We start from the raw sequence: 20,096 nt of genomic DNA, 5'->3' as shown, positions 1-20,096 counted from the left end.
GAGCCCGGCGGGTAAGGGGAGCGCCACCAACGCTGCGTTCCACCATTGCGGCGGAGCGCGCAGGGGCCGGGTGCTAGAATCCACGCGCCGCCCAGGCGGCAACAATACGTAACGTCTTCAGGGCGGGGCGAAACTCCCCACCGGCGGTAGGTCGCGATGCGACGAGCCCGCGAGCGCCTCCGTGGCCCAGGCCGCGAAGGGTCAGCAGATCCGGTCCGATGCCGGAGCCGACGGTCACAGTCCGGATGAAAGAAGACGGTTGGTGCGGGCCTGCCCGTGCCTGCCACTGCCTTGTGGCGTTTTTCGCGGTCCATCCTTGCGGGAAACGTTCCATGTCCAATACCAGAGAGTCTTCTTCCGGCCGGCCTCCGTGCGCCCGCTTCGGCGTAACGCGGGAGGTGCGCTGATGTTCACCGGCATCATCGAAGGCGTCGGCCGGCTGGCCGAACGTGAAGCGCGCGGTGGCGACGCCCGCCTGCGGATCGAAGTCGGCACGCTGCCGTTCGACGCCGTCAGCCAGGGCGAGAGCATCGCGGTCAACGGCGTCTGCCTGACGGTGGTGGAGTTCGACGCCACCTCGTTCCATGCCGACGCCTCCACGGAAACCCTCGGCCTCACCACGCTGGGCCAGCTTGCGGCTGGCTCGCCGGTCAACCTCGAGCGGGCGATGCGTCCGGACGATCGCCTGGGTGGCCACCTGGTCAGCGGGCACGTCGATGGCGTCGGAACGGTCGAGTCGGTCAGGGAGGATGCACGTGCCCAGCGTTGGCGCTTCAAGGCCCCGGCCGCCGTACTGCGCTACGTCGCGATGAAGGGTTCGATCTGCGTCGACGGCGTGAGCCTCACCGTCAACCAGGTGGACGAAACGGGCTTCGAAGTGGCGCTTGTGCCGCATACCGTTGCCCACACCGCCTTCGCCGCCACCCGGACAGGCGATGCAGTGAACCTCGAAGTCGATCTCGTCGCCCGCTATGTCGAGCGGTTGTTGCAGGGCCGCGAAGCCGCGGCCATCCCGGCCTCCGCGCCGGCCCCCCTCCCACAGGAACCGACCCGATGAGCTTCGCCCCCGTCCCCGAACTGCTGGAAGAGATCCGCGCCGGCCGCATGGTCGTGATCGTCGACGACGAAGACCGCGAGAACGAAGGCGATCTCATCATGGCCGCCGAGCTGGTCAAGCCCAGCGACATCAACTTCATGGTCACCCATGCCCGCGGACTGGTCTGCCTGTCGCTGACGCGCGAGCGCTGCCAGCAGCTCGGCCTGCCGCCGATGGTGCGCGACAACACCTCCCAGCACCACACCAACTTCACCGTCAGCATCGAGGCCGCCGAGGGCGTGACCACCGGCATCTCCGCCTACGACCGCGCGCATACGGTACGCACCGCGGTACGCCCGGACGCCTCGCCGGACGACCTCAACCAGCCCGGCCACATCTTCCCCCTGCAGGCCCAGCCCGGCGGCGTGCTCAACCGCGCCGGCCACACCGAGGCGGCGGCGGACCTGGCGCTGATGGCCGGCCTGGAACCGGCCGGGGTGCTGGTGGAGATCCTCAATCCGGACGGGACCATGGCCCGCCGCCCGGAGCTGGAGAAGTTCGCCGCCGAGCACGGTCTGAAGATCGGCTCGATCGAGGACCTGATCCGGCACCGGCTCGACAACGAGCACACAGTCGAGCGCGTCGACAGCCGCGAGATCGAGACCGAACACGGCCCGTTCCGCCTGCTCACCTATCGCGACCGGCTCAGCCACGCGCTGCACTTCGCACTCGTGCGCGGGCAGCCGGACCCGGCGACGCCGACCCTGGTGCGTGTCCACGTGCAGAACCCGCTCGCCGACACCCTGCGCTGGCGCCGGCCGGACTTCGGTCCTGCGCTGGGCGACGTGCTGGCGGCGATCGAAGCCGAGGGGAGCGGAGCCCTCGTGGTCCTCAGCGACCACGCCCCGGTCGATCGCCTGCTGGCGCGCCTGCGCGAGGAGCCGGAAGTCGAAACCGCGCCCGCCCGCGGACAGGCGCTGAGCGAATGGCGGCGCAACGGTGTCGGCAGCCAGATCCTGGCCGACCTCGGGCTCGGCAAGCTTCGCGTGCTGGGCACGCCGCGCCGCCAGATCGGCCTGGCCGGGTTCGGCCTTGAAGTGGTCGAATACGTCGAGCCCCCGGCCGCACGCTAAACTGGCCGTTCGCGCCGGGACCACTCTGGCGCTCCGGTCCCTCACAGGTTCTGACTGATGCCCCACATCGAAGGCGACCTGCGCAGCCCCCAAGGCGCGCGTTTCGCGATCATCGCAAGCCGCTGGAACCCCCGCATCACCGACACCCTGGTCGCCGCCGCGCGCAAGACCTTTGCCGACAATGGCGTCGACGAGGACATGGTCGACGTGATCCGGGTGCCCGGTGCATGGGAGATTCCCTTGGCGGCCGCCCGCATCGCCGCCGCCGGCGAGCATGCTGCCGTGGTGGCGCTTGGCTGTGTCGTGCGCGGTGATACCCGCCACTACGAGCAGGTGGCTGACGGCTGCTCCGACGGCCTGATGCGGGTCGCGCTGGACTCCGGCGTGCCCGTCTGCAACGGCGTGCTCGCGGTCGAGCGCTTCGAGGATGCCGAGGCGCGTGCCGGCGGCAGCCACGGCAACAAGGGCGAGGAAGCGGCGCTGGTCGCGCTGGAAATGTCACACCTGCTGGAGCAACTGCCATGAACCGTCGCCGCCCCGATGGGGTCGATCCCGTTGCCCGTTCGCGCGCGCGCCGTCGTGCGTTGCAGGCCGTCTACGCATGGCAGCTTTCCGGCAGCCAGGCCCGCGAGGTCGTGGCGCAGTTCGCCTATGAGCAGGCCCGCGAGGTCGCCGACCTGGCTTACTTCGAGGATCTCGTGCTCGGGGTCGACAAGCACCGGGCCGAGCTCGACAAGGCGCTGGTGCCCTTCCTGGACCGCGAAATCGCGCAGGTCGACGCGATCGAGCTGGCGGCCCTGCGCATCGCCGCCTACGAACTGATGCATCGCCCCGACGTGCCGTACCGGGTAGTGATCAACGAGGCGATCGAAGGCGTCAAGCGCTTTGGCGCCGAGCACGGCCACACCTACGTCAACGGCGTGCTCGACCATGCCGCCGCCGAGTGGCGCTCGGTCGAAGCCCAGGCGCCGCGGGACCGGTAGCTTCCTTTGGCCGAGTTCGACCTCATCGATCGCATCCGCGCCCGCGCGGTGGTGCGCGATGACGTGGTACTCGGCATCGGTGACGACGGCGCGGTGCTGCAGGTGCCCCCCGGCCGGCAACTGGTGGTGGCCACCGACACCCTCAACAGCGGCGTGCATTTCCCGGTCGATACGGCGCCGGCGGACATCGGCTGGAAGGCGCTCGCGGTGAACCTGTCCGACCTGGCCGCGATGGGCGCGGAGCCCGCGTGGTGCACGCTGTCGCTCTCGCTGCCCGAGCCGGACGAGCAATGGCTGGATGGTTTCCTTGACGGTTTTGGCGAGCTGGCCACCTTGCACGGGCTTGCGCTGGTAGGCGGCGACACCACCCGCGGACCGTTGTCGATCAGCGTGACCTTACATGGGCTGGTCGAGCCGGGACGGGCGCTCCGGCGCGACGCTGCGAAGGCGGGTGACGATGTCTGGGTGACCGGCACCCTCGGTGACGCGGCCGCGGCCCTGGCGCTGCTGCAGGAGCGCCACACACCCGCGTTGGCGATGGTCTGCGAAGCGGGGCCGATGCTGCCAGCAGCTGCCGGGCAGGAGTCCGCGGCGAGAGCCTTGCACGAGCAGTTGCAGGCGCGCCTGGACCGTCCCGTGCCGCGGGTGGCGATCGGCCGCACCCTGCAAGGCATCGCACACGCGGCCATCGACCTGTCCGATGGCCTGCTGTCCGACCTCGGGCACATCTGCGCCGCCAGCGGTCTGGGCGCGGAAGTGGATCTCGATGCGCTGCCGGCTTCGGCGGCACTGCGCGATGCCTTCCAGCCCCCGCGCCGTCATGCGCTGCAGGCCATCGGTGGCGACGACTACGAACTGTGCTTCACCGCGCCGCCGAAAATGGCCGGGCGAATCGAGACGATCGCCGCCGATGCCGGGGTGCCGATTACCCGGATCGGCCGGATCGTGCCGGGCGATCGCGTACGTGCCCTCCAGCCCGATGGGCAGGATTGGGTGCCACCGCGGACCGGTTACACCCACTTCCAGGATTGACCGCGCCCGCCTCCGGGCCCTTGCGAGCCCTTGTAGGAGCGGCTTCAGCCGCGATCCGAACCGCCCCAGGCCAACGGATCACCGATCGCGGCTGAAGCCGCTCCTACAAACGTCGGCGGGAGCTCCATCGTCGGCGACCAGCGCCGCGACGCGCCCCCGCAGGGTCGGCAGCACCTCGCCTTCGAACCACGGGTTGGCCTTGAACCAGCCGACGTTGCGCGGACTGGGGTGCGGTAGCGGCAGGTGGGTCGGCAGGTAGTCCTGCCAGCTGCGCACGGTGTCGGTCAGGCTGCGCTTGCGCCGTGCGCCCAGGAAGTGCGCCTGCGCGTACTGCCCGATCAGAAGGGTCAGCCCAATGTTGGGCAGCAGCGGCATGAGCCGCGGATGCCAGAGCGACCGGCACTCGGGACGCGGAGGCGCATCGCCGGAGGCCGCCCTGCCCGGATAGCAGAAGCCCATCGGCACGATCGCCACGCGTCGCGGATCGTAGAAGGTGTCGCTGTCGATGCCCATCCACTCGCGCAGCCGGCGGCCGCTGGCGTCGTCCCAGGGGATGCCGCTCTCGTGGACCTTCCTGCCTGGGGCCTGGCCCACCACCATCAGTCGGGCGTCGGCGCCGGCACTGAGTACCGGGCGCGGGCCGAGCGGCAGGCACGCCTCGCAGGCGCGGCAGGCGCGGATCTCCACCAGCAGCCGGTCGAGCGCATCGCTCACGGGGGCAGCAGCTTGCCCGGGTTGAGGATGCCATCGGGGTCGAACACCGACTTGATCTGGCGCATCAGCATGAGCGTGGCCGGGTCGACGGCCTCCGTCATGAAATCGCGCTTGGCCATGCCGATGCCATGTTCGCCGGACAGCGTTCCGCCCAGCCGGATCGCGAGCGCGAAGACCTGCGACATCGCGGCGCTGGCCCGTGCCGCCTGCAGCTCATCAGCCGGGTCATACATCAGGTTGACGTGCAGGTTGCCGTTGCCGGCATGGCCGAAGCAGACGATCGGCAATGCGCAGGCCAGCGCCAGCTCCTGGACGCCTCCCACCAGTTCGGGGATGCGCGATACCGGCACCACTACGTCTTCGTTGATCTTGCCGGGAGCCAGCGTGCGCAATGCCGGAGACAACGCCTTGCGCGCCGCCCACAGGCGCTGGCGCGCGGCTTCGTCGGCGGCATCGTCGAGTGCCAGCAGTCCTTCGCCCGTGGCGGCGCGCTTCAACGCGTCGATGTCGTGCGCCAGGATCGCCTCGTCGCCATCGGCCTCGATCATCAACAGTGCACCGGCCTCCGGTGGGAGGTCGGCACCACCGACTTCACGCGCCAGCCTTACCGCCTGCCCGTCCATGAACTCCAGCATGGAAGGCGTCACCGGCTGCGCCATCAGGCGAGCCACTGCCAATGCGGCGCTGGAAACGTCGCGATAGATCGCCCTCAGCGCCCGTCTCGCGGTGGGCGCGGGCACCAGCCGGAGCGATGCCTGCACGATCAGCGCCAGGGTGCCCTCGCTGCCGACCAGCAGCCGCTGCAGGTCGTAGCCGGTCGCACCCTTTGTCGTCTCGGTGCCGCAATGGATCACCTCGCCGGTGCCGGTGACCGCGGTGAGGGCGAGCACGTTGTCGCGGCTGGCCCCGTACTTCACCGCCCGCGGACCACCCGCGTTGCAGGCGAGATTGCCGCCGACCGTGCTGAACGCAGCGCTGGTGGGGTCGGGCGGCCAGAACAGTCCGTGCGGTGCGAGCGCCGCCTGGAGGTCGCCATTGAGCACGCCCGGCTCGACGACGGCGCAGCGGTCGCCCGGCCGGACCTGCAGGATGCGGTCCATGCGCTCGAAGGAGACCACGACGCCACCGGCCACCGGCACCGCCGCGCCGGTGGTGTTGGTGCCCCGGCCCCGGGGGACGACGGGGACGCGGTGCGCGCGGCATGCCTTGACCAGGGCGACGACCTGCTCGGCGCTGGTCGGCAGCGCCACGGCATCGGGTAGTGCCTGGCGGCGGGAGTTGTCGTAGGCGTAGGCGAGGCGCTCGGACGGGTCCAGCAACACGGCGTTGCCGAGCGTCTCGGCCAGCTCACTCAGCAGGGATGCGGGCAGGTCCACGGCTCGTCGTCGGGTGATTCAGCAATCGTCGGCGCGGAAGGCGTCGCGCAACCACGTCAGCTCCGGGGCGTCGGCATCGCCCTCGGCCTGCACCACATCGAACCGGCAGGGGCCATCGGCATAGCGCGGATGTCGCTGCAGGAACAACTGCGCGGCGCGCACCAGCTTGCGCTGTTTGCGCCAATCCACCGAAGCGGCGCCGCCACCGAAGCGATCGTCGCGGCGGTAGCGCACCTCGATGAAGACCAGGGTGTCGCCATCGAGCATGACCAGGTCGAGCTCGCCCAGCCGGAAGTTGGCGTTGGCGGCGACCGGGCGCAGGCCGGCCGCCGCCAGTTGGTCGCGCGCGGCGGCCTCGACGGCCGTGCCGCGCGCGCGGCGGTCAATAGCGGCCGGCATTGTCCAGCGTGACCGGAACCCCGGCGCTGAAGGTCGACCATGCCGGGTTGCGACGCACGTGCCCGAGCTCGTCGATGCTCAGCATCCCGGTGGCGCCACGCACTTCACTGGCGGCGGAGAAGGCCAGCTTTTCGAGGTATGCGGTCAGCAGCCAGGCATCGTGGCCAAAAGCGAACAGGCGGGCCGCGCCACCACGCGCCGTCGGCAGCGTCTGCGCGGCGCTGTCGGCCGAGGGCAGGCCCGGGATGTGGCCGCCGCTGGTCCAGTGCTCGCCCGGGAAGGCGGTGCCGTCGAGCACGCGGTCCTCGGCAGGCTCACCGGTGCCCTGCAACAGGTGGGACGTCGCGACGCGCGGCTTGCCGGCCAGGCCGGCCATCGCCAGCCGTGGCATCAGCTCGCGGGCGGTGTTGCCGCGGATGGCGAGGAAGACGGCATCGATGCCGCCCTCCCGCGTGGCGAATGGGGTGAGGTCGGCGATGCCGGACGTGGCCACGTCGGTGACTTCGCCACCCAGTTCGGTCAGGCGCGTACGGAATGCATCCACCGAGCGTCGCTGCACCGCATCCCCCCCACTGACCACCAGTACGCGCCGGGCGCCTTGCTGGGCCAGGAAGTCGGCTGCGGCGCTGCCTTCGTCCTCCGGCGACAACGCGAAGCTCGCGTTGCCCGCGGGCGGGTCCACATCGCCGCGGTTGAGCGCGAGCACCGGCACCGACAGGTTGCCGCGACGGAACAGCGCGTCCACTTCATCCCGGCCCAGGGGCCCCACGATGAAGTCGCTGGCGGCGGCCACCGCCTCGTCGTAGGCGGCCAGGGCGCCGCCGGACGTGCCATGGGTGTCGATGAAGGAGACCTCCGGGCGGCGGCGGTGCTCATGGAAGTAACCCGCCAGGAAGCCATCCCGGACCGGTTCGGCGGCGCGGGCGAGATCACCCGACAACGGCAGCAGGACCGCCACCTTCATGGGCGGCCGGTAGCCGTCGTTGTCAGCGGGCGGGCGGCTGCCGGCATCGAACTGCCAGGCGGCCCGCTCGAGCGGGCGGGGCAGGGCGATGCCGCGGCGCAACAGCTCGCGACCCATGTGGTTGTACAGCGGGTCGCCCTGGGCAAGGGCGGCCGCTTCGCTGGACAGGGTGGCGTCGTCCAGCTGCGCGAGCAGCGCCTGGATCGCGGCGGCATCGGCCGCCTGCGGCGACTGCGCCAGGGCGCTCGCCTGCGCGACCAGCGGGTGCTGGGTTCGGGCGGTGCGGTCGACCTCCGAACGCGGCTGCACCATCGTGCAGCCGCCGATGAAGACGGTGGCCAGCGCAAGGACAAGCAACCAGTGGATCCTGGAGTGGCGGACGGGTCGGCTCATGGGCATCTGGAGGCGCCGCGCAGGGCGTGTATGGGGACCCCACCGATTCTAACCGGCCCGGCGGTGGGCGTCCGGCCCGCTACGCCAGCGATGATCGCCCCGTTGCGCGACATCGCCGGTTGCGGGCTCTACCATCCCCGCATGCAAAAGCCCGGCACGCTGCACGTCGTTGCAACCCCGATCGGCAACCTTGGCGACCTCTCGCCACGGGCGCTCGACACCCTCAAGGGCGTCGACGCGATATGTGCCGAGGACACACGCCACACCCGGCAGTTGCTGTCGCACTTCGGTGTGGAGCGGCCCTTGCTGGCGCTGCACCAGCACAACGAGGAGGCGCAGTCGGAGCAACTGGTCGCGCGCATGCTGGCCGGCGATCAACTGGCGCTGGTGTCCGATGCCGGCACGCCCCTGGTCAGTGACCCGGGCTTCCGCCTCGTCGCGGCCGCGCGGGCTGCCGGGGTCCGGGTGTCCCCCGTGCCCGGTGCATGCGCGGCCATCGCGGCGCTGAGCGTCGCCGGCATCGCTTCGGACCGGTTCGTCTTCGAAGGCTTCCTGCCCGCGAAGGGCGGGGCGCGACGCGAGCGGCTGTCCCACCTCGCCGCCGAAGCACGGACGCTGATCTTCTACGAGTCCGCGCACCGCATCGAGGAATCGCTGGCCGACCTCGGCGCCGCATTCGGAGGTGAACGTCCGGCGGTGCTTGCCCGCGAGCTGACCAAGCTGTTCGAGACCGTGCTCGACGGCACCCTCGCCAGCCTGGGCGAACAGGTGGCGGCCGATGCCAACCAGCGCAAGGGCGAATTCGTCCTGGTGGTGCAGGGCGCCGGTGACGATACGGATGCGCGGCTGGTGGAAGGCCGCCGGCTCTACCAGAAGCTGGCCGGGCACCTGCCACCGTCGACCGCCGCCAAGCTCGCCGCCGAGCTCAGCGGCGCCCACCGCAAATCGCTCTACGGCAGCGGCTGACCACGGCCGGCCGACACTGCCCCGTAGGAGCGACGCGAGTCGCGAACTGTCCGCCCCGAGTCGGCCGAGGCTGCGGCAGCACTTGTAGGAGCGGCTTCAGCCGCGATCGGATGCATGACCGTCCGCGCCGACTCCACGGTCGCGGCTGAAGCCGCTCCTACATGCTGGACGAGGTTGCTTTGGCGAACAGAGCTGATACCTGCAAGCGGACCACCGGGAGCCGGCCACAACGGATAGAATGCCCGTGGCGGAGTCGGCCAGGCAGTCGCGTCACCTTGATCCACTTCGGTGGTGACGGGTGCCGAGGAAAGTCCGGGCTCCACAGGGCACGGTGCCAGGTAACACCTGGGCGGCGCGAGCCGACGGAAAGTGCAACAGAGAGCAGACCGCCGAACGGTCCCTCCGGGGATGCGTGGCAAGGGTGAAACGGTGCGGTAAGAGCGCACCGCGAGTCTGGCAACAGACCGGCACGGCAAACCCCACCGGGAGCAAGACCAAATAGGGACCTCATGGCGCTGCCCGCGTCGGGTCCGGGTAGGTTGCTCGAGCGTATCGGTGACGATGCGCCTAGAGGAATGACTGTCCACGACAGAACCCGGCTTATCGGCCGGCTCCGCCACCTTTTCCTTCTTCATCGCCCGCGCTGATCCACGGGCGGGGTCGGGTCATGCCACGCTGATGTTGCGGCGCAACATCAAAAGCGACGCGGCGGATCCGTCACGCCCAATTCATGTCCCAACGTGATCGGCGACACCTTCGATCTCAAAACATGAGACGGATCAACGCTTAGTGGATAAGTCTTGAATAAGACTCTCAAGTGTCTCGCAAGCCATTGATGTGCCTGATGAAATTGCGCCGGAGAACTTGTTGACAACCCCAAAGGGCGTGCCTAAGGTGGGCATCAGAGGGAAATCCGGGGTTTTCGTGGTTTCCAGTGGCCGCAACGGGCTGAATCGGCCGTTGTCCCGAAGGCGAACCGTCCGGAGAGGCGGGCCAACAACAGGTGCGCAATGTTCCAGGGCGAGACCGCCATCACCATCGACGACAAGGGACGGCTGGCGGTTCCCACCGCGCACCGTGACCTCGTTGCGCGTGAATGCGGCAACCAGCTGGTCATCACCTACAACCCCTTCGAGTCCGGTTCCCTCTACCTGTACCCGATGGCCGTCTGGGAGCGCGTGCGCGACCAGGTCAACAAGCTGCCCAAGGCCAAGAAGGTCAACCGCAACCTGCAGTTGAAGCTGGTCGGCGCCGCCACCTTCGTCGAGCTCGACGGCAACGGCCGGATCACCGTGCCCGGCAGCCACCGCGCCGCGGTCGGCATCGAGAAGAAGGCGGTGCTGCTTGGGATGGGCGACAAGTTCGAACTTTGGAGCGAGCAGGCGCACCACGCGCAGATCCGCCAGACCGTGTCTGACGAGGATCTGAGCGAGGACCTGCTCGACCTGCAGCTATGACGGGCGGTGGCATGGAGCGCTCGGCGCCTTCCGGCCACCTTCCCGTGATGTACCGGCAGGTCCTGGAAGGCCTTCGGGTGCGTGGGGACGGAACCTACCTGGACGGCACGTTCGGGCGTGGCGGCCATGCACGCGGCGTGCTCGATCAACTCGGACCGGGAGGACGGCTGCTGCTGATGGACAAGGACCCCGACGCGATCGCGGTCGCCGAGCAAGCGTTCGGCGCGGATCCGCGCGTGTCCATCTTCCGTGGCAGCTTCGCCGAACTCGCCCGCTGGCCGGCCACCACTGCCGGCCTCGATGGCGTGCTGCTGGACCTGGGCGTTTCCTCGCCGCAGTTGGACGTGGCCGAGCGCGGCTTCAGTTTCAGCAAGGATGGTCCGCTGGACATGCGCATGGACCCGGACACCGGCCAGAGTGCGGCGGAGTGGTTGGCGAGTGCGGAAGAGCGCGAGATCGCCGACGTACTGTGGACCTACGGCGAGGAACGCCAGAGCCGGCGCATCGCACGTGCCGTGGTGGCGCGCCGGGCCGAACAGCCGATCACCCGCACCGCGCAGCTGGCCGAGCTGATCGCGGCGGTCATGCCACGCGGCAAGCCGGGCTCGGACAAGAGCCGGATCCATCCCGCCACCCGCAGCTTCCAGGGCATCCGCATCTTCATTAACCGCGAACTGGCCGACCTCGAGGCCGGACTGGACGCCGCCCATGCGCGCTTGAAGCCGGGCGGCCGGCTGGCGGTGATCAGCTTCCATTCACTCGAAGACAGGATCACCAAGCAGTTCATCAACCTGCACGCCAAGGCGCCTCCGGCCAACCGCCGCATGCCGGTGGAGGTCGAGTTCACCCCGACCCTGCGTGCCATCGGTGGTGCGATCAAGGCCGAGTACGACGAGACCGCGTCCAACCCGCGTGCCCGCAGTGCGGTGCTCCGGATCGCCGAGAAGCTGGAAGCCGACGGGGTGGCCGCATGACGCTGCGCCTGCTGCTGACGGTGTTGGTCGCGGCGAACATCGTGTCGGCGCTGGCGGTCGTGCACGCGCGGCACAGCCATCGCGTGCTGTTCGTCGAGCTGAGCCGGCTGGAGAAGGCGCGCGACGAGCTCAACATCGATTTCGGCCGCCTGCAGCTGGAGCAGGCGACCTGGGCCGAGAGCAACCGCATCGACCAGGTCGCGCGTGAACGCCTGGGGATGAAGTTCCCCGAAGGCGAGGACATCGTGGTGATCCGCCCATGAACCGTCGCAGCGGACCTTCCCGCGGTGCCGAGCGTTCACCCCGGGCGATGCTGAAGGGGCTGTTCACCCGTGGCGACGGCAAGCCGGCGCGCGGCCGCATGCGCTACAACGTGCGCCAGCGCCTGGCCCTCGTCGGCGGCACGCTGGCGCTGTGCTCGGTGGCGCTGGTCGGCCGCGCGTTCGACGTGCAGGTGCTGGACAGCGAGTTCTACCTGCGCCAGGGCGACGCCCGAGCGCTGCGGGAGATCCCCATCGCCACCTCGCGCGGCATGATCACCGACCGCAACGGCGAGCCGCTGGCGGTGTCCACCCCGGTTGAATCGGTGTGGGCCAATCCGATCGAGTTGCTCAAGCACCCCGACCGGCTGCCGGAGCTGGCCGAGGCACTTGGCGTGCCGCTGGAGGAGCTGTCGCGGCGCCTGAGCCAACGTGCGGACAAGGAGTTCATGTACCTGCAGCGGCGGATCAGCCCGGGACAGGCGCGCCGGATCCTCGCGCACGACATCCCGGGCGTGTTTTCCCAACGCGAGTTCCGCCGCTTCTATCCGCAGGGCGAGGCGCTCGCGCACGTGCTCGGCTTCACCAACATCGACGACCGCGGCCAGGAGGGACTGGAGCTGGCCTTCGACGAATGGCTGCGCGGCAAGCCGGGTGCCAAGCGGGTGATCCGCGACGGCGAGGGCCGCTTCATCGGCAACGTCGACCTGATCCGCGCCGCCGAACCCGGTCGCGACCTGACCCTCACGATCGACCGCCGGATCCAGTACCTGGCGTTCCGCGAGCTTCGCAAGGCGCTGCAGGAGCACAAGGCGTCGGCGGGCTCGGCGGTGGTGCTGGACGTCGACACCGGTGAGGTGCTGGCCATGGCGAACCTGCCCAGCTACAACCCCAACGACCTGCGCGGCCAGGGCATGGACGCGCGCCGCAATCGCGCCGTCACCGACGTGGTCGAACCCGGCTCCACCATGAAGCCGATCACCGTGGCTGCCGCGCTGGCGTCGGGGCAGGTGCGGCCGGACACCATTGTCGATACCAACCCCGGCTACATGCGCAATGGCCGGTACACGATCAACGACTTCCGCAACTATGGCGTCCTGACGGTGGCGGGGGTGATCGCCAAGAGTTCGAACGTGGGGTCGGCGAAGCTGGCATTGAACCTGCCCGACGACTACTTCTACGACTTCGTGCACGGCTTCGGTTACGGCGAGAAGCCCGGCAGCGGCTTCCCTGGCGAGGCGTCGGGCCTGCTGGCGCCGCCCTCGCGCTGGTCGGGCACCGACAAGGCCGCGCTGTCCTACGGCTACAGCCTGTCTGCGACGCCGCTGCAGATCGCGACCGCCTACGCGGCACTGGCCAATGGCGGAAAGCTGAGGGCGCCGACCTTCGTCAAGGGGCAGTCCAACGAGGCCGAGCAGGTGGTCGACGCCGGAATTGCGAGTGCCGTGCTGCGCATGATGCAGACGGTGACCGAAACCGGCGGCACCGCGACCGGTGCGGCGATCCTTGGCTACCACGTGGCCGGCAAGACCGGCACCGCGCGCAAGTTCAGCGGCCGTGGCGGCTACTCGGACAAGTACATCGCATTGTTCGCCGGCGTGGTGCCGGTGGAAAATCCCCGCTTCGCGATGGTGGTGGTGGTCGACGAGCCCGATGCCAGCAAGGGCCACGGCTACGGCGGCGGCGCGGTGGCTGCACCGGTCTTCAAGAACGTCATGGACGGCGCGCTGCGGCTCATGGACGTGCCGCCGGACGACATCGAGACCTGGCTGGCAGCGCAGGCGGAAGCCCAGGAAAAACGGCTGAAGGCCAACGGTGGCAAGCGCGACGATGCCATGCCCGTGTTGCCGCCCGCGCCGATCGCGACAGGCCCGCAGCTTCCGGATCCGGTCATGGCGGGAGGCGCGCCATGAGCAGTGATCCGCGCGGCGGCGTGGTCCACCTGGCCGAGCTGCTCCCTGATGTGCACGGTATCGCGCCGGACCTGGTGATCCATGGCCTGGTGCAGGACAGCCGCATGGTCGGGCCGGGCGACGCTTTCGTGGCGATCGGTGGTTTCGGCACCCACGGCCTGCATTTCGTGGAGCAGGCCCGCGCCGCGGGAGCAGCCGCGATCCTGTTCGAACCGCCGGCACCGGCAGGGCTCGACGCGCCCGCGGACGCGATCGCCGTCCCGAACCTGCGCGCGCGCATGGGCGTGCTTGCCGACCGCTTCCATGGCGGCATCACGCGCGGGATGGACGTCGTGGGCGTTACCGGTACCAACGGCAAGACATCCACGGTGCAGTTGCTGGCCCAGGCCTGGCAATTGCTCGGCGTACGCGGCGCGACCATCGGCACCCTGGGGGTCGGCATGGACGGCCAGGTGGTGCCGACCGGCTTCACCACCCCGCTGGTGCTCCAGTTGCACGCGTTGCTGGCCGAGCTCCAAGGGGCCGGCGCCCGCGCCGTGGCCATGGAGGTTTCCTCTCATGCGCTCGACCAGGGGCGGGTGGACGGCGTGCATTTCGATGTGGCGGTGTTCACCAACCTCAGCCGCGACCATCTCGACTACCACGGCGACATGGCCGGCTACGGCGCCGCCAAGGCGAAGCTGTTCGCGTGGCCCGGCCTGAAGGCGGCGGTGGTGAACCTGGACGATGCGTTCGGACGCTCCCTGCCCGATGTGATACCGGAGGATGTGCGTGTCCTCGGGATTTCATCGCGCGGTGCCGAGGGTGCCGCGTTGTGTGCCGAGTCGCTGAGGCTGGATGGTTCGGGGCTGGGCTTCGAGCTGGTGGCGGGAGAGGAGCGCCATGCGGTGCAGTCCCCGCTGCTGGGCCGGTTCAACATCGACAACCTGCTGGCCGTGGCCGGTGCGTTGTTGGCGCTGGAGCAGGCGCCGGCCACCATCGCCGGCGTGTTGTCGCAGCTGCAGCCGATCCACGGCCGGATGAACCGGCTGGGTGGTGGCGACGGTGCGCCGCTGGTGGTGGTCGACTACGCGCACACGCCCGACGCACTCGAGCAGGCGCTGGTTTCGTTGCGAGCGCATGTCGAAAGCCGTCTGTTCTGCGTGTTCGGATGCGGCGGCGAGCGCGACCGTGGCAAGCGTCCGCAGATGGCATCGGTCGCGCAGAGCCACGCCGACGTGGTGATCGTCACCGACGACAATCCGCGCGCCGAAGATGGCGACGGCATCATTGCCGAGATCGTCGCCGGCTTCATGCGCGCCGACGCGGTGACGGTGCAGCGCGACCGTGCCAGGGCGATCCGCCACGCGATCGCCGAAGCAAGTCCCGGCGACGTGGTGCTGATCGCCGGCAAGGGGCACGAGCCGTACCAGGAGATCAATGGCGTGCGCCATCCCTTCGATGACACCCAGGTGGCGTGCGAAGCCCTGGAGCAGCGGCCATGAGGCGGATGAAGCTGTCCGATGTCGCACGGATGTGTGGCGGCCGGCTGGTCGGCGCCGACATCATGGTCGACACCGTGGCGACCGATACGCGCGCGCTCCCTGTTGGGGAAGGCGTGCTGTTCGTCGCCCTCAAGGGTGCGAATTTCGATGGACACGAACACGTGGCGGCTGCGGCGATCAGCGGCGTCGCAGCCGCGCTGGTGTCGCGCCAGCTCAAGGTTGACCTGCCGCAGGTCCTCGTCGCCGACACCGAGCGCGCGCTGGCGCTGTTCGCGGCGGCCGTGCAGCGCGAACGCGGCGGCAAGGTGGCTGCGATCACCGGCAGCAACGGCAAGACCACGGTGAAGTCGCTGCTGCAGGCGATCCTCGGGCTCGCCGGCAAGACCTACGCCACGCCCGGCAACCGCAACAACGAAATCGGTTTGCCGCTGGCGGTGTTGGACGCGCCGGAGGATGCCGAGTTCTCCATCTACGAGATGGGCACCGGAAAACCGGGCGACATCGCCTACCTGACCGCAGTGGCCCGCCCCGACGTCGCGCTGGTGAACAACGTGGCGCCGGCGCACCTGGAACGTATGGGCAGCCTGCTGTCCGTCGCCGATACCAAGGCAGCGGTCTACGACGCACTGCCGCCGCGCGGCGTGGCGGTCATCAATGCCGACGACGCCTTCGCCCCGTTCTTCGCCGAGCGCGCACACGGGCGGCGCCTGATCCGTTTCGGTCTCGAGGCTACGGCCGACGTCACCGCGCGCGACATCGCCGCCACTGCCGATGGCACCCGCTTCACCCTGGTCTGCGAGCAGGGCGAGGCGCCGGTCCAGCTGGCGCTCGCGGGGCGGCACAACGTCAGCAACGCGATGGCGGCCGCTGGCCTGGCGCTGGGTCTTGGGGTGGGAATCGAAACCATCGCCCGTGGACTCAACGCCGCCGTGCCGGTCGCCGGGCGGTTGGCCTCGCACGAGCTCGGCAACGGCGTCGTGCTGGTGGACGACAGCTACAACGCCAACCCCGGGTCGCTCGCCGCTGCCATCGACACGCTGGCGCAGGCGAACGCCGAGGGCTGGCTGGTGCTGGGCGACATGCGCGAACTCGGCCCGGACGGGGAAGCGATGCACGCCGAAGCCGGCCGGCGCGCCAAGGCCGCGGGCATCAAGCGCCTGTTTGCGCTCGGGCCGCTCAGCGCTGCCGCTGCGGAGGCTTTTGGCGAGGGCGGCCGCAAGTTCGGAAGCCACGACGCGCTGATCGCCGCGCTGCGCGAAGCGCTCGCCCTTGTCCCCCAAGGGGACTTCCTTCGGGGCGTAGGAGGGGCTTCAGCGCCGGTTGGAAACCGGTTGTCGATCGGGGCTGAAGCCCCTCCTACAGAAGCCGGGGACAACGGCGCTGCCGTCCGGGTGCTGGTGAAGGGTTCGCGCGGCAGCGCGATGGACAGGATCGTGGCGGCGCTCCTGCCGGCACAGGGCCCGAAGGGGCAGGAGGGCGACACCGATGCTGCTTGAGCTGGCCCGTTGGCTCGAACAACTGGACAGCCTGTTCGGGCTGTTCAACTACCTCACCTTCCGCGGGATCCTCAGCGCGCTGACGGCGCTTGCGCTTTCACTGTGGTGGGGGCCAGCCGTGATCCGCAAGCTGGCCCAGTACAAGGGCGGCCAGCCGATCCGCACCGATGGGCCGCAGAGCCACTTCTCCAAGGCCGGCACCCCGACCATGGGCGGTGCGCTGATCCTGTTCACGGTGCTGGCTTCGGTGCTGCTGTGGGGTGACCTGCGCAACAAGTATGTGTGGGTGGTGCTGGCGGTGATGGTGGCGTTCGGCGTGATCGGCTGGTGGGACGACTGGATCAAGATCGTCCGGCGCGACCCCAACGGCATGAAGTCGCGCACCAAGTACGCGCTGCAGTCGCTGTTCGGACTCGCCGCCGGCGTCTACCTGTACATGACCGCCGACGTACCGGCGCTGACGACCTTCTACGTGCCGCTGTTCAAGGACCTGGCCCTGCCGATCGGCGCCGGGCTGATCGTGGTCGCGTACTTCTGGATCGTCGGCTTTTCCAACGCGGTCAACCTCACCGATGGCCTCGATGGGTTGGCGATCATGCCGACCGTGCTGGTCGCATGCGCGCTGGGCGTGTTCGCCTACGCCTCCGGCCATGCACAGTTCTCCGAATACCTGCAGATCCCACGCGTGCCGGGCGCCGGCGAGCTGGTCATCATCTGCGCCGCGATTGCCGGCGCGGGGCTCGGGTTCCTGTGGTTCAACACCTACCCCGCGATGGTGTTCATGGGCGACATCGGTGCGCTCGCGCTGGGCGCGGTGCTGGGCACGATCGCGGTAATCGTGCGCCAGGAGCTGGTGCTGGTGGTGATGGGCGGTGTGTTCGTGATCGAGACGCTCTCGGTGATGATCCAGGTGGCCTCGTTCAAGCTCACCGGCAAGCGCGTGTTCCGGATGGCGCCGATCCACCACCACTTCGAGCTCAAGGGCTGGCCGGAGCCGCGCGTGATCGTGCGCTTCTGGATCATCTCCGTCGTGCTCGTGCTGGTCGGCCTGGCCACGTTGAAGGTGCGCTGATGAGCGAATCGGTACGCCAGGCGACACGACTTGATGCCATCACGGGGCGCTTCGACCCGTGGGTGCTGGGCGTGGCGGGCGTGCTCGCGTGCCTGGGCGTGGTGATGGTCGGGTCCAGCTCGATTGCCATCGCGATCGACTACGACCTCGGGCCGTTCCACTACCTGGTCCGCCACGTGTTGTTCCTGGTCGGCGGCATCGGCCTGGCCATCTGGTTGATGCGCACGGACCTGAAGACCATCGAGCAGCACAGCCAATGGCTGCTGCTGGGCTGCTTCGGTCTGCTGGTTGCGGTCTTCGTGCCCGGTATCGGCCACGAGGTCAACGGCGCGCGTCGCTGGATCAACCTGGGCGTGTCGAACTTCCAGGCGGTCGAGGCGGTAAAGCTGCTCTACATCGTCTGGCTCGCCAGCTACCTCAAGCGCTACAGCGAGGAGGTCAGCGCCAATTGGCCGGCGATGCTCAAGCCGCTGGGCGTGGCGGTCGCGCTGGTGGCATTGATGCTGCTGCAACCCGATTTCGGCTCCGCCTCGCTGATCCTGGCGATCACCGGCGGCATGCTGGTGCTCGGCGGGGTCAACATGCCGCGGATGTTCGGCCCGGTGATGGTGCTGCTGCCGGCACTGGCGGTGGTTGCCATCGCGGAACCCTACCGGGTGCGGCGACTCACCTCCTTCCTGGATCCCTGGGCGGACCCCTTCAATTCCGGCTACCAGCTGACCAACGCCCTGATGGCCGTGGGCCGTGGCGAGTGGCTGGGCGTCGGCCTGGGCGGCTCGGTGCAGAAGCTGTCCTACCTCCCGGAAGCGCATACCGACTTCATCCTGGCCGTCATCGGCGAGGAGCTGGGATTCGTGGGGGTCTGCGTGGTCATCGCGCTGTACGGATTGCTGGTGGGACGCGCGCTGTGGATCGGCCTGAAGTGCGTGGACATGCGCCGGCACTTCTCCGGCTATTGCGCTTTCGGCATCGCGCTGTGGATCGGCCTGCAGAGCTTCGTGTCGATCGGCGTGAACCTGGGGCTGCTGCCGACCAAGGGCCTGACCCTGCCGCTGATCTCTTCCGGTGGCTCCAGCGTGCTGATGACCTGCGCCGCCATTGGCCTGCTGCTGCGTGTGTCCTACGAGCTCGACCGGGCGCAGCGCCAGGTGGCAAGGCTGCGTGGTGAGGCCGTTCGCGAAACGCCGTCTCCTGTCGCGCCCGTCGCGCCGGCGGCCGCGCGTGCCCAGGTCGCGGGCGCCGCCGCGACGCCGTCGACTGCAGCCACGCCATCACGTCGTGGCACCAGCCGGCTGCGCCAGCGCGTCGAACCGACCCTCGGAGGCTTGGCATGAGCCGCCCCGTGACCATCCTCGCCGGCGGCACTGGCGGCCATATTTTCCCGGGCCTGGCCGTGGCGCGGGAGCTGCTCGATCGCGGCATCCCGGTCACGTGGTTGGGCGCGGACGGGGGCATGGAAACGCGGCTGGTGCCGCAGCATGGCATCGAGATCGATACCATCTCGATCAAGGCGATGCGTGGCAAAGGCCTTGCCGCCCTCGCGATGACGCCGTTCCGGCTCGTCGGCGCCGTGCAGGCGGCCCGCGCGGTGCTGCGCCGGCGCAGGCCGAGGGCGGTGATCAGCTTTGGTGGCTACGCGGCGGGGCCCGGCGGGCTGGCCGCGCGACTGGCGGGGATCCCGCTGGTGGTGCACGAGCAGAACAGGGCCGCCGGCCTGACCAACCGGGTCCTGGCAAGACTGGCCGATGAAGTGCTGACCGGTTTCCCGGACACTTTCCCGGGCGAAGTGGTGGTCGGCAATCCTGTCCGGACAGAAATCTCCGCGGTGCCGCCGCCCGAGCAGCGCTTCGCTGGACGCGAAGGACCGTTGCGAATCCTCGTGCTCGGTGGCAGCCAGGGCGCGCGGTCGTTGAATATCGCCCTGCCGATGGCATTGGCAGGCCTGCGCGGGCGCATCGCCGGGGTGGAGGTGCGCCACCAGTGTGGCGAGCGCCATCGGGAGCACGCCATTGCCGAATACGGCAAGGCCGGCATCTCCGCCAGCGTGGAACCCTTCATTGCCGACATGGCGCAAGCCTATGGCTGGGCCGATGTCGTGGTGTGCCGCGCGGGCGCGTTGACGCTGGCGGAGCTGTGCGCCGTGGGCGTGGGCAGCCTGCTGGTGCCGTTCCCGCAGGCCGTCGATGACCACCAGACCCGCAACGCGCAGTACCTGGTCGACCGCGGTGCCGCCCAGCTCATCGCCGAAGGCGGTTCGACGGGCGAACTCGCCGAACGGCTGTCGGCGACGCTCGAGATCCTTGCCGAGCGCATCGACCTGCTGCAGTTCGCAAGCGCCGCACGCGCCCTGGCACGCCCCGACGCCGCGGCGCGGGTTGCCGATGCCGTCCTGCAGTGCGCATCCCCCGATACCCAATCAGACAAGGAGCAGGCTGCATGAGCAG

The 20,096-nt window shown here is 69.4% G+C and carries 19 protein-coding genes, 1 other RNA gene and 1 riboswitch; of the genes, 16 read left to right on the top strand and 4 right to left on the bottom strand.

The window, feature by feature from the left end; all coding sequences use genetic code 11:
- Positions 1-109 precede the first annotated feature (109 nt).
- Positions 110-261: riboswitch (FMN riboswitch) on the top strand.
- A 145-nt stretch (positions 262-406) separates the two neighbouring features.
- The 5 genes from B5D37_RS11795 to thiL are packed head-to-tail and all read left to right on the top strand — an operon-like array spanning position 407 to position 4,184.
- Complete coding sequence (locus B5D37_RS11795) at positions 407-1,057, top strand: riboflavin synthase (protein WP_078758937.1); 651 nt, start codon at positions 407-409, stop codon at positions 1,055-1,057.
- On the top strand, positions 1,054-2,169 hold the full coding sequence (gene ribB, locus B5D37_RS11790) for a 3,4-dihydroxy-2-butanone-4-phosphate synthase (protein WP_078758936.1): 1,116 nt from the start codon (positions 1,054-1,056) through the stop codon (positions 2,167-2,169). Before B5D37_RS11795 ends, ribB begins: the two co-directional genes overlap by 4 nt.
- 57 nt (positions 2,170-2,226) lie before the next feature.
- Positions 2,227-2,694 (top strand): 6,7-dimethyl-8-ribityllumazine synthase, encoded by a 468-nt coding sequence (gene ribH, locus B5D37_RS11785; protein ID WP_078758935.1) that lies wholly within the window; start codon positions 2,227-2,229, stop codon positions 2,692-2,694.
- Positions 2,691-3,152, top strand: coding sequence for a transcription antitermination factor NusB (gene nusB / locus B5D37_RS11780; RefSeq protein WP_078758934.1), 462 nt, complete (start codon positions 2,691-2,693; stop codon positions 3,150-3,152). Before ribH ends, nusB begins: the two co-directional genes overlap by 4 nt.
- A 6-nt stretch (positions 3,153-3,158) precedes the next feature.
- Positions 3,159-4,184, top strand: coding sequence for a thiamine-phosphate kinase (gene thiL / locus B5D37_RS11775; RefSeq protein ID WP_078758933.1), 1,026 nt, complete (start codon positions 3,159-3,161; stop codon positions 4,182-4,184).
- 78 nt (positions 4,185-4,262) lie between these two features.
- Here thiL and B5D37_RS11770 read toward each other — a convergent pair whose 3' ends face one another.
- The 4 genes from B5D37_RS11770 to B5D37_RS11755 are packed head-to-tail and all read right to left on the bottom strand — an operon-like array spanning position 4,263 to position 8,030.
- Positions 4,263-4,898 carry a uracil-DNA glycosylase family protein gene (locus B5D37_RS11770; RefSeq protein WP_078758932.1) on the bottom strand — a complete coding sequence of 212 codons (636 nt, stop codon included), beginning with the start codon at positions 4,896-4,898 and terminating at the stop codon, positions 4,263-4,265.
- Positions 4,895-6,274, bottom strand: a complete 1,380-nt coding sequence (locus tag B5D37_RS11765) for an FAD-binding oxidoreductase (protein ID WP_078758931.1) — start codon at positions 6,272-6,274, stop codon at positions 4,895-4,897. Before B5D37_RS11765 ends, B5D37_RS11770 begins: the two co-directional genes overlap by 4 nt.
- An 18-nt stretch (positions 6,275-6,292) precedes the next feature.
- A complete protein-coding gene (locus B5D37_RS11760; protein WP_078758930.1) occupies positions 6,293-6,673 on the bottom strand; it encodes a YraN family protein in 381 nt (126 codons plus the stop codon).
- Positions 6,657-8,030: a penicillin-binding protein activator gene (locus tag B5D37_RS11755; RefSeq protein WP_159447392.1), complete on the bottom strand. Its 1,374-nt coding sequence runs from the start codon at positions 8,028-8,030 to the stop codon at positions 6,657-6,659. Before B5D37_RS11755 ends, B5D37_RS11760 begins: the two co-directional genes overlap by 17 nt.
- A gap of 141 nt (positions 8,031-8,171) precedes the next feature.
- Between B5D37_RS11755 and rsmI the strand changes: the two genes are divergently transcribed.
- The 11 genes from rsmI (at position 8,172) to murG (ending at position 20,092) form a co-directional block, all read left to right on the top strand.
- A complete protein-coding gene (gene rsmI / locus B5D37_RS11750) occupies positions 8,172-8,996 on the top strand; it encodes a 16S rRNA (cytidine(1402)-2'-O)-methyltransferase (protein ID WP_078758987.1) in 825 nt (274 codons plus the stop codon).
- A 249-nt stretch (positions 8,997-9,245) separates the two neighbouring features.
- Positions 9,246-9,615, top strand: an RNA gene (gene rnpB, locus B5D37_RS11745) — RNase P RNA component class A.
- A gap of 391 nt (positions 9,616-10,006) precedes the next feature.
- Entirely contained in the window at positions 10,007-10,453 is a 447-nt protein-coding gene (gene mraZ, locus B5D37_RS11740) for a division/cell wall cluster transcriptional repressor MraZ (RefSeq protein WP_078758928.1), read from the top strand.
- A gap of 11 nt (positions 10,454-10,464) precedes the next feature.
- On the top strand, positions 10,465-11,427 hold the full coding sequence (rsmH, locus tag B5D37_RS11735; protein ID WP_078758986.1) for a 16S rRNA (cytosine(1402)-N(4))-methyltransferase RsmH: 963 nt from the start codon (positions 10,465-10,467) through the stop codon (positions 11,425-11,427).
- A complete protein-coding gene (gene ftsL / locus B5D37_RS11730; protein ID WP_078758927.1) occupies positions 11,424-11,690 on the top strand; it encodes a cell division protein FtsL in 267 nt (88 codons plus the stop codon). Before rsmH ends, ftsL begins: the two co-directional genes overlap by 4 nt.
- A 47-nt stretch (positions 11,691-11,737) precedes the next feature.
- On the top strand, positions 11,738-13,600 hold the full coding sequence (locus B5D37_RS11725) for a peptidoglycan D,D-transpeptidase FtsI family protein (RefSeq protein ID WP_425478063.1): 1,863 nt from the start codon (positions 11,738-11,740) through the stop codon (positions 13,598-13,600).
- A complete protein-coding gene (locus B5D37_RS11720; RefSeq protein ID WP_078758926.1) occupies positions 13,597-15,084 on the top strand; it encodes a UDP-N-acetylmuramoyl-L-alanyl-D-glutamate--2,6-diaminopimelate ligase in 1,488 nt (495 codons plus the stop codon). Before B5D37_RS11725 ends, B5D37_RS11720 begins: the two co-directional genes overlap by 4 nt.
- Entirely contained in the window at positions 15,081-16,580 is a 1,500-nt protein-coding gene (locus B5D37_RS11715; RefSeq protein ID WP_078758925.1) for a UDP-N-acetylmuramoyl-tripeptide--D-alanyl-D-alanine ligase, read from the top strand. Before B5D37_RS11720 ends, B5D37_RS11715 begins: the two co-directional genes overlap by 4 nt.
- Positions 16,570-17,652, top strand: coding sequence for a phospho-N-acetylmuramoyl-pentapeptide-transferase (gene mraY, locus B5D37_RS11710; protein WP_078758924.1), 1,083 nt, complete (start codon positions 16,570-16,572; stop codon positions 17,650-17,652). Before B5D37_RS11715 ends, mraY begins: the two co-directional genes overlap by 11 nt.
- Positions 17,652-18,986, top strand: a complete 1,335-nt coding sequence (gene ftsW / locus B5D37_RS11705) for a putative lipid II flippase FtsW (protein ID WP_078758923.1) — start codon at positions 17,652-17,654, stop codon at positions 18,984-18,986. The genes mraY and ftsW overlap by 1 nt, the downstream gene beginning before the upstream one ends.
- The gene (gene murG, locus B5D37_RS11700; protein ID WP_078758922.1) at positions 18,983-20,092 is read left to right on the top strand and encodes an undecaprenyldiphospho-muramoylpentapeptide beta-N-acetylglucosaminyltransferase; all 1,110 of its coding nucleotides are present in this window, start codon (positions 18,983-18,985) and stop codon (positions 20,090-20,092) included. The genes ftsW and murG overlap by 4 nt, the downstream gene beginning before the upstream one ends.
- Positions 20,093-20,096: the final 4 nt, after the last annotated feature.

It is taken from the genome of Lysobacter spongiicola DSM 21749 (genome assembly GCF_900167055.1).
In the GTDB taxonomy this organism is placed as follows: Bacteria; Pseudomonadota; Gammaproteobacteria; order Xanthomonadales; family Xanthomonadaceae; genus Novilysobacter; species Novilysobacter spongiicola.
Note: the sequence above shows the minus strand (reverse complement) of the source record. Positions and strands in the feature narration are given on the sequence as shown.

What these genes read in the sequence shown, in the direction of transcription:
- B5D37_RS11760 (WP_078758930.1), bottom strand. Translation starts at nt 6,673, where the DNA reads ATGCCGGCCGCTATTGACCGCCGCGCGCGCGGCACGGCCGTCGAGGCC.
- rsmI (WP_078758987.1), top strand. Translation starts at nt 8,172, where the DNA reads ATGCAAAAGCCCGGCACGCTGCACGTCGTTGCAACCCCGATCGGCAAC.
- ftsW (WP_078758923.1), top strand. Translation starts at nt 17,652, where the DNA reads ATGAGCGAATCGGTACGCCAGGCGACACGACTTGATGCCATCACGGGG.
- rsmH (WP_078758986.1), top strand. Translation starts at nt 10,465, where the DNA reads ATGGAGCGCTCGGCGCCTTCCGGCCACCTTCCCGTGATGTACCGGCAG.
- mraZ (WP_078758928.1), top strand. Translation starts at nt 10,007, where the DNA reads ATGTTCCAGGGCGAGACCGCCATCACCATCGACGACAAGGGACGGCTG.
- murG (WP_078758922.1), top strand. Translation starts at nt 18,983, where the DNA reads ATGAGCCGCCCCGTGACCATCCTCGCCGGCGGCACTGGCGGCCATATT.
- B5D37_RS11795 (WP_078758937.1), top strand. Translation starts at nt 407, where the DNA reads ATGTTCACCGGCATCATCGAAGGCGTCGGCCGGCTGGCCGAACGTGAA.
- B5D37_RS11720 (WP_078758926.1), top strand. Translation starts at nt 13,597, where the DNA reads ATGAGCAGTGATCCGCGCGGCGGCGTGGTCCACCTGGCCGAGCTGCTC.
- B5D37_RS11755 (WP_159447392.1), bottom strand. Translation starts at nt 8,030, where the DNA reads ATGAGCCGACCCGTCCGCCACTCCAGGATCCACTGGTTGCTTGTCCTT.
- ribB (WP_078758936.1), top strand. Translation starts at nt 1,054, where the DNA reads ATGAGCTTCGCCCCCGTCCCCGAACTGCTGGAAGAGATCCGCGCCGGC.
- nusB (WP_078758934.1), top strand. Translation starts at nt 2,691, where the DNA reads ATGAACCGTCGCCGCCCCGATGGGGTCGATCCCGTTGCCCGTTCGCGC.
- B5D37_RS11715 (WP_078758925.1), top strand. Translation starts at nt 15,081, where the DNA reads ATGAGGCGGATGAAGCTGTCCGATGTCGCACGGATGTGTGGCGGCCGG.
- ftsL (WP_078758927.1), top strand. Translation starts at nt 11,424, where the DNA reads ATGACGCTGCGCCTGCTGCTGACGGTGTTGGTCGCGGCGAACATCGTG.
- ribH (WP_078758935.1), top strand. Translation starts at nt 2,227, where the DNA reads ATGCCCCACATCGAAGGCGACCTGCGCAGCCCCCAAGGCGCGCGTTTC.
- mraY (WP_078758924.1), top strand. Translation starts at nt 16,570, where the DNA reads ATGCTGCTTGAGCTGGCCCGTTGGCTCGAACAACTGGACAGCCTGTTC.
- B5D37_RS11725 (WP_425478063.1), top strand. Translation starts at nt 11,738, where the DNA reads ATGCTGAAGGGGCTGTTCACCCGTGGCGACGGCAAGCCGGCGCGCGGC.